We start from the raw sequence: 9048 nt of genomic DNA, 5'->3' as shown, positions 1-9048 counted from the left end.
CGTTGGAACCAAAACGCATTGCTCGCGCAATCGCCTCGCCACCGGCTAAAGTCGTACTATACGCAATCTTCTTCTGAAGTGCAGAATGGCGAATATGCGAAGAGTCCTTGATAGCCTGACGCCCTTCCGTTGTATTCACAATCAGGGTGATTTCACCATTCTTGATAACATCAACAACATGCGGACGGCCCTCAAGTACCTTGTTCACCACCTCGACTTCGATTCCTGCATCCTGAATTGCTTTTGCAGTTCCGCGAGTTGCAACAATTTTATAGCCCCCATCCACGAGAAGGCGCGCAACATCAACAACACCGTCCTTGTCGACATCCCGAACACTCAAGAAAGCCTTACCAGAGCTTGGTAAGATCTCACCTGTCGCAATAAAGCCTTTCGCAAACGCTTCATCGAAGGTATCACCAACTCCCATTACCTCTCCAGTTGACTTCATTTCTGGGCCCAAAATAGGGTCAACCGCCGGGAATTTCTTAAACGGGAAAACGGACTCTTTAACGCTGTAATGCTCCGGAATAATTTCTTCTGTAAAGCCAAGCTCCTCAAGGGACTTGCCAGCCATCACTCGCGCTGCAATTTTCGCTAAGGACGTTCCAATCGCCTTGGACACAAAGGGCACAGTACGAGAGGCGCGTGGATTTACCTCAATCACGTAAATCATCTCATCCTGATACGCTAGCTGCACATTCATCAAGCCAACAACACCTAACTCTAGCGCCATTGATTTCACAGCTTCACGCATTTGGTCTTGAACATCTGCTGCCAGAGTATAAGGAGGCAAAGAACAGGCAGAGTCACCTGAGTGCACACCCGCTTGCTCTATGTGCTGCATAATGGCACCGATCACTACCTGCTTACCGTCACTAATCGCATCGATATCAACCTCAATCGCGGCATTCAAGAAGTGATCAAGCAACACTGGACTATCGTTAGACACTTGAACAGCATCCTTCATATAGCGGATCAGCTCAGACTCTTTGTACACAATTTCCATTGCTCTGCCGCCAAGAACGTACGATGGGCGAACAACCAATGGGTAGCCAATATCTTTCGCTGCAACGATACCCTCTTCCAGGCTTCGTACAGTTGAGTTCTTGGGCTGCTTCAACCCTAAACGCTGAATCATTTGCTGGAAGCGCTCTCGGTCTTCAGCACGGTCAATCGCGTCAGGGCTCGTACCAATAATCGGGACACCGGCCTCTTCCAAACCTCGCGCGAGCTTCAAAGGCGTTTGCCCGCCATAATGAACGATGACGCCTTTTGGCTTTTCTAGCTCGATAATTTCAAGCACATCCTCGAGAGTGATGGACTCAAAATACAAGCGATCTGAGGTGTCATAATCAGTAGAAACTGTCTCCGGGTTACAGTTGATCATGATTGTTTCGTAGCCGTCTTCACGCATAGCAAGCGCAGCATGCACGCAGCAATAATCGAACTCGATGCCCTGACCTATTCTGTTCGGACCACCACCAATCACAACAATCTTATCGCGATCTGTCGTTTGCGCTTCACACTCTTCATCATAGCTTGAGTACATATACGCTGTTGCAGTTGAAAACTCAGCTGCACAGGTATCTACACGCTTATAAACCGGTCGAACACCATGCTGATGTCGTATCGTTCGAAATGCCTTTTCGCTTAGATCAAGCAGATCCGCCAAGCGATGATCAGAGAAACCTTTTCGCTTCAGTCTGCGGATCGCTTCGGGCGTAATGTCGGACCGAATCATATTCGAGACGACTTGCTCTTCTTCAATCAAGTCCTCGATTTGAACAAGGAACCACGGATCAATACCCGTAAGAGAAAACACTTCATCAACGCTCATACCAGAGCGGAAAGCATCCCCGATATACCAGAGGCGCTCGGCATTTGGCGTACTTAGTTCACCACGCAACACTTCAGCCGCGTTCTCAGCTTTCAGGTCCAGCTTGGGCTCGAACCCATAAGAGCCAACCTCAAGCCCACGAATCGCCTTATGGAAAGATTCCTGGAAATTACGGCCGATTGACATCACCTCACCAACAGATTTCATCTGCGTCGTCAGTGTCGCATCTGCTTGCGGGAACTTCTCAAATGTAAAACGAGGAATCTTGGTAACAACATAATCGATTGAAGGTTCGAACGACGCAGGTGTGGCGCCCCCCGTAATATCATTTTGAAGCTCATCAAGCGTATAACCAACTGCCAGTTTTGCGGCTACTTTTGCAATCGGAAAGCCCGTTGCTTTGGAGGCAAGCGCAGAAGATCGAGATACACGAGGATTCATCTCGATCACCACCATTCGCCCTGTTGTAGGGCTGATGCCAAACTGCACGTTTGAACCGCCGGTTTCAACGCCGATCTCACGCAAAACCGCCAACGATGCATTACGCATGATCTGATATTCTTTGTCAGTCAAGGTCTGCGCTGGTGCGACGGTAATGGAATCCCCAGTATGAACACCCATTGCATCAAAATTCTCAATCGAACAGATGATGATGCAATTGTCCTTTTTATCGCGAACAACCTCCATCTCATATTCTTTCCAGCCGATCAAAGATTCATCGATCAACAGCTCGCTTGTTGGAGACAAGTCCAAACCACGCGCGCAAATTTCTTCAAACTCTTCACGGTTGTACGCAATACCACCGCCGCTTCCGCCCATGGTGAACGATGGACGAATAATGCTGGGAAAACCCAACTCATCAATAAGGGCAACGGCCTCTTCCATGCTATGCGCAATGCCAGAGCGAGGCGTCTCAAGACCAATTGACTTCATTGCCTTGTCAAAACGATCACGATCTTCCGCTTTATCGATCGTATCAGCATTTGCACCAATCATTTCTACGCCATACTTCTCAAGCACCCCTTCGCGCTCAAGATCCAAAGCACAATTAAGCGCGGTTTGACCACCCATAGTGGGTAAAAGCGCATCCGGACGCTCAACTTCAATAATTCGCTCTACGGTCTCCCAGGTGATCGGCTCTATATAAGTCGCATCCGCCATCGCCGGATCGGTCATAATCGTTGCAGGGTTTGAATTCACAAGGATGACCCGATAACCCTCTTCTCGGAGAGCCTTACAGGCTTGTGCGCCCGAGTAATCAAATTCACAAGCCTGACCAATTACGATCGGCCCAGCACCAATAATTAGAATACTCTTTATGTCGCTACGCTTTGGCATCTAGATTCGTTCCACTTGTACTGTTTTGTTTCTTCAATCGCGATTAAATAAGTAACCACGATCTCAAATTCGTATATAAAATCGATGTTAAACCGACAACTACGCTTTGCGCATTGCTTCTATAAACTGGTCGAATAACGGCGCTACATCATGCGGCCCCGGGCTCGCCTCAGGGTGACCCTGAAAACTATAAGCAGGCGTATCCGTGCGACGAATGCCTTGCAGGCTTCCGTCAAATAAAGATTTATGCGTTGCTTCTAAATTCGAAGGAAGCGTTGCCTCATCAACCGCAAAGCCGTGATTCTGACTCGTAATCATAACCACGCTAGTGTCGAGATCTTGCACAGGATGGTTTGCACCATGGTGACCAAACTTCATTTTCATGGTTTGCGCACCGCTCGCCAACGCCAACAACTGATGCCCTAAACAAATCCCAAAAACGGGAATTTTTGTCTCTAGAATTTCTCTGATCGCTGCAATTGCGTAATCACACGGCTCCGGGTCACCCGGCCCATTTGATAAGAAGACGCCGTCTGGCTTCAGAGCTAGCACTTCGCTTGCTGGGGTTTGCGCTGGAACGACGGTCAGTTTACAGCCTCTTGAAGCTAGCATACGCAAAATGTTGCGTTTTACGCCAAAGTCATAAGCAACCACGTGGAATTCAGTGTCGCGCGACTGACTATACCCATCGACCAAATCCCATTCAGCCTCTGTCCACTCAAACGTCTCTTTGTGTGTTACTTCTTTCGCTAAGTCCATTCCCTTCAAACCTGGAAAGGCTTTGGCTTTTTCAAGTGCCTGCTCTTCTGAAATATTGTCGCCGGATAAAATGCACCCGTTCTGCGCTCCCTTTTCTCGAAGAATTCGCGTCAAACGCCGAGTATCAATATCAGCAATTGCAACAATGTTATTCTCTTTCAAATAGGCATCGAGAGGCTTTTCTGAGCGCCACGAACTGGCAACTAAGGGCAGATCTCTGATCACTAAACCAGCAGACCAGATCTGATCACTTTCTACGTCTTCGGAGTTGACGCCAGTATTGCCGATATGGGGATAAGTTAGGGTAACAATTTGTTTAGCATAAGAAGGGTCAGTAAGGATCTCCTGATACCCTGTCATTGCGGTGTTAAAAACAACTTCTCCAGTGGTTTCTCCATCTGCGCCGATAGAAATACCTTTAAAAATGGAGCCGTCTTCAAGAGCTAAAATTGCGGGTTTAGTCAACACCAGTTCCTCGCGCTTGGCTAAGCAGTTTGATTATCGAATCGAAAGAAACCGTCTTTGGCGGGCCTGAGGCGTATCAAGTATGGTAAATACTTACAAAAAAGCGAGGCCGAATAAATTCCACCTCGCTTTTCTTATAATTCTTAGCGTACGAACGACGCTTTCCTCAAGCGGCGGCATTGTACACATTTCACATTTTTGTGTCTATGCAATTACATTCTTTTTAAAGGACTGCTACTTCAAATCAAGGACATCTCTCATTTCATAGAGCCCCGGATTTTGACCATCTAACCAAGCCGCAGCGCGAACAGCCCCATTTGCAAAAGCCATGCGACTTGACGCTTTGTGGGTTATTTCAACGCGCTCACCCTCACCCAAAAACATAACGGTATGATCACCCACTACATCACCACCTCTAACAGTAGCAAAACCAATCGTTTCTTTATCTCTCGCGCCAGTCTGTCCTTCACGGCCATAGACTGCAACTTCGCGCAGATTGCGACCAAGTCCGTCCGCAACGGATTGCCCCATAGCAAGTGCCGTACCCGACGGAGCATCAACTTTGTGCTTATGATGCGCTTCGTAGATTTCGACATCATACGCATCACCAAGTATCTCGGCCGCTTTCTGCAGAAGATTCAGGCACACGTTCACGCCCGTACTAAAGTTAGCAGCTTTACACATCGCCGCATGCGATTGGCAAGCAAGCAGCGTGCGCTCTTCTTCCGGAGTAAATCCGGTCGTACCAATCACGATACCTTTACCGTGCTCGGCACAAAGCGCAGCATTCACTAGAGTGGCATCAGGAGCTGTAAAATCGATCAGCACATCAAAATCATCAACAACGGCAGAAAGCTCACCAACAATTTTTACGCCATTTTTTCCCAGCCCAGCCAACTCTCCCGCGTCTGCACCAATAGCGGAGCTGTCTGGCAGCACGACAGCAGCGGTTAACCTTGCTTCCGATGATTGATCCAAAGCTTCGATCAGCATTTTACCCATTCGCCCGATGGCACCGGTTACGGCGACTCTAGTCATCTTTCTTCCATCCATATAAATAAAAACGCCCGCTGAGCGGGCGTGTAAACACTTACAGCTTCATATCATCAAAGAAGCTTTTAACGCCCTCAAACCAAGAGTGCTTTTGTGGAGCATGCTTCTTTCCATCACTCGAGTCGAGCGTTTCCTGAAACTGCTTCAAAAGATCTTTCTGCTTCTTGGTCAAATTAACAGGCGTCTCGACTGTCACTCGACACATCAAGTCTCCTACCGCGCCACCTCGAACCGGCTTAACACCTTTACCGCGCAGACGAAACATTCTGCCACTTTGCGTCTCTGGCGGAATCTTCAGCTTTACGCGACCATCAAGCGTTGGCACTTCAAGCTCACCACCTAGCGCTGCGTCGACAACACTGATAGGCACATCGCAATAAAGATTACTCCCATCGCGCGCAAAAATCGGATGCTCTTTGACAGACACTTGGACATATAGATCCCCCGAAGGACCGCCCATCGCTCCAGCTTCGCCCTCGCCCGCAAGTCGAATTCGGTCTCCGGTGTCTACTCCTGGCGGCACTTTTACAGAAAGCGTTTTATTCTCTTCCTGAACACCCATTCCATGGCATGAGGTGCATGGGTCCTTAATAAACTGACCTTGACCTCGACACTGCGGACACGTCTGCTGCACACTGAAAAAACCTTGCTGCATGCGCACTTGACCCTGGCCATGACAAGTAGAACAAGTCTCTGGCTTAGAGCCCTTCGCTGCACCGGAGCCTCCACAAGGCTTACAGGTAACTTGGGTCGGAACGCGAATTTTCACATCCTTACCACGAACTGCGTCTTCTAAATCCAGCTCCAAGTTATAGCGCAAGTCTGATCCGCGCGAACTACGCTGACCACCACGACCGCCGCCGCCACCAAAAATATCACCAAAGACATCGCCAAAGATATCGCTAAAATTACCGCTTCCGCCACCAAAGCCACCACCGCCAGCACTTGGATCTACACCAGCATGGCCATATTGATCATAAGCCGCCTTCTTCTGCGAATCGGAAAGGATTTCGTAGGCTTCTGTTGCCTCTTTAAATTTTGCATCTGCTTCTGAATCATCCGGATTTCTATCGGGATGATATTTCATCGCTAGGCGGCGATAAGCTTTTTTGATTTCCTTATCGTCGGCAGAGCGTTCGACGCCTAGGACTTCGTAGAAATCTCTTTTAGACATGAGTCATTCACCAATTCTCTTCACTTCCAGCCTCAGAAATAGAAGCTTACTAGATACAATAACGCGGAAGTCGATGCTTCCGCGTTAAGGTTAACGTACAGCTTGAACAAGCCGACTAAGCGCTATCGCTTATTTTTTGTCGTCTTTTACTTCTTCAAACTCCGCATCTACCACGTCTTCACCAGACTGTGATTGAGCTTGTTCTTCACCGCCAGGAGCGGCGCCTGCTGCACCTTCAGCTTGCTCAGCATACAATTTTTGAGCTAGACCAGAAGAGGCTTCAGTCAATGCCTGAGTTTTCGACTCTATCGCATCTTTGTCATCGCCCTTCAATGCTTCTTCAAGCTCTGCAATTGCAGTTTCGATAGCGGTTTTCTCTTCAGCGGTCGCTTTGTCACCCGCTTCTTCTAGCGTCTTCTTGGTAGCGTGCACCATTTGATCGCCTTGATTACGCGCAGTGACCAGCTCTTCGAACTTACGATCCGCTTCGGCGTTCGCTTCCGCATCGTTGACCATGTTATTGATCTCATCATCCGAAAGACCAGAAGAAGCCTTGATCACGATAGACTGCTCTTTACCTGTCGCTTTATCCTTCGCCGACACATTCAGAATACCGTTCGCATCAATATCGAATGTTACTTCGATCTGAGGCATTCCACGTGCCGCAGGCGGTATGTCTGCCAAATCAAAACGGCCAAGAGACTTATTCGACGAAGCCTGCTTACGCTCACCTTGAACCACGTGAATCGTAACCGCTGTCTGATTATCTTCAGCCGTTGAGAACACTTGCGACTTCTTCGTCGGAATCGTGGTGTTCTTATCAATTAGCGGTGTCGCAACACCTCCCATTGTTTCGATCCCCAGTGTAAGAGGCGTAACATCCAGAAGAAGCACGTCTGTTACGTCGCCGGCCAATACAGCCGCCTGAATAGCCGCACCCATTGCCACAGCTTCGTCAGGATTCACATCACGACGTGGCTCTTTACCAAAGAACTCTTGAACCTTCGCCTGAACCAAAGGCATACGCGTTTGACCACCGACCAAAATCACATCATCAATCTCTGAAGTGCTCAAACCAGCGTCATTCAAAGCGACTTTACAAGGCTCGAGGCTTCGGATAACTAAATCTTCAACAAGTGACTCAAGCTTAGAACGTGTCATTTTTACGTTAAGGTGCTTAGGACCAGACGCATCAGCTGTGATGTATGGCAAGTTCACGTCTGTTTGCTGCGCACTTGAAAGCTCCACTTTCGCTTTTTCTGCAGCTTCTTTAAGACGCTGCATTGCCAGCGGATCGCCCGTCAAATCCATGCCCGAATCTTTCTTGAATTCGTCGGCCAAGTAGTCAATCAAAGCCATGTCAAAGTCTTCGCCACCAAGGAATGTGTCACCGTTAGTAGCCAGTACTTCAAACTGCTTTTCACCATCGACATCTGCGATCTCGATGATCGATATATCAAACGTACCGCCACCTAAGTCGTATACAGCAATCGTCGAGTCACCCTGACTCTTATCTAAGCCATAAGCAAGCGCAGCTGCTGTTGGCTCGTTGATGATGCGCTTAACGTCTAGGCCTGCGATTTTGCCTGCATCTTTTGTCGCCTGGCGCTGCGAGTCATTAAAGTATGCTGGAACGGTAATGACCGCTTCAGTGACTGACTCACCCAGATAGTCTTCTGCTGTTTTCTTCATCTTTTTCAAGATCTCAGCAGAAATTTGAGGCGGCGCTTTCTTATCGCCTTTTACTTCAACCCAAGCATCACCGTTGTCTGCCTTCGTGATTTTGTAAGGCACCATTTTGATGTCTTTCTGAACCACGTCATCTTCAAAACGACGACCGATCAAACGCTTAATCGCAAACAACGTATTGCTCGGATTAGTAACCGCCTGACGCTTGGCAGGCTGCCCCACCAATGTTTCGTTGTCATCTGTAAACGCAATAATCGAAGGCGTGGTACGATCGCCCTCAGCGTTTTCAATTACTTTTGCTTTGTCGCCATCAAGAACAGCAACACATGAATTCGTTGTACCTAAGTCAATTCCAATGATTTTGCCCATTGATTCACTCCACTCTCTAATCTGCCGAGCTTGTTAACAGCTCTATTAACCTTTGATCTAGATGTATGGTCACTTGCTTAATTTTCAAGCGCATAACCACATAAAAAACACATATAAATCGCTATTTTTTGACTTTCCTTGCTTCGAAAGTCCGTAACATTTACTTAGCAACAATTACCATCGCCGGGCGAACCAAACGACCGTTCAAGGTATAGCCTTTTTGCATCGCTGCTATGACCGTATTTGCTTCCGCGTCCGGCGTTTCAACCATGCTCATCGCTTCATGAAGCGCAGGATCAAATGCCGAGCCCACAGCGTCCACCTGCTCCAAACCAAACTTGCCCACTGCACCCAACATCATCGA

General features: G+C 48.2%; 6 protein-coding genes. All 6 read right to left on the bottom strand.

Features of this window, described 5'->3' with window-relative positions; genetic code table 11:
* Positions 1 to 3175 (bottom strand): carbamoyl-phosphate synthase large subunit (gene carB, locus A3750_RS22845; RefSeq protein ID WP_068548906.1); only part of this gene is annotated, 3175 nt, incomplete at its 3' end.
* 99 nt (positions 3176 to 3274) lie between these two features.
* Complete coding sequence (gene carA, locus A3750_RS22840; protein ID WP_068458816.1) at positions 3275 to 4399, bottom strand: glutamine-hydrolyzing carbamoyl-phosphate synthase small subunit; 1125 nt, start codon at positions 4397 to 4399, stop codon at positions 3275 to 3277.
* Positions 4400 to 4633: 234 nt separating this feature from the next.
* On the bottom strand, positions 4634 to 5437 hold the full coding sequence (gene dapB, locus A3750_RS22835; RefSeq protein WP_068458817.1) for a 4-hydroxy-tetrahydrodipicolinate reductase: 804 nt from the start codon (positions 5435 to 5437) through the stop codon (positions 4634 to 4636).
* Between the two features lie 52 nt (positions 5438 to 5489).
* A complete protein-coding gene (gene dnaJ / locus A3750_RS22830) occupies positions 5490 to 6626 on the bottom strand; it encodes a molecular chaperone DnaJ (RefSeq protein WP_068458805.1) in 1137 nt (378 codons plus the stop codon).
* A gap of 129 nt (positions 6627 to 6755) precedes the next feature.
* Positions 6756 to 8684, bottom strand: a complete 1929-nt coding sequence (gene dnaK / locus A3750_RS22825; protein WP_068458806.1) for a molecular chaperone DnaK — start codon at positions 8682 to 8684, stop codon at positions 6756 to 6758.
* A 160-nt stretch (positions 8685 to 8844) separates the two neighbouring features.
* Positions 8845 to 9048: nucleotide exchange factor GrpE (grpE, locus tag A3750_RS22820; protein WP_156498864.1), on the bottom strand; the 204-nt coding region annotated here is incomplete at its 5' end.

Source organism: Oleiphilus sp. HI0079 (assembly GCF_001635105.1).
Note: the sequence above shows the minus strand (reverse complement) of the source record. Positions and strands in the feature narration are given on the sequence as shown.

Excerpts from the sequence above, each read along its gene's own strand:
- dapB (WP_068458817.1), bottom strand. The coding sequence starts at position 5,437 with ATGACTAGAGTCGCCGTAACCGGTGCCATCGGGCGAATGGGTAAAATG.
- dnaJ (WP_068458805.1), bottom strand. The coding sequence starts at position 6,626 with ATGTCTAAAAGAGATTTCTACGAAGTCCTAGGCGTCGAACGCTCTGCC.
- dnaK (WP_068458806.1), bottom strand. The coding sequence starts at position 8,684 with ATGGGCAAAATCATTGGAATTGACTTAGGTACAACGAATTCATGTGTT.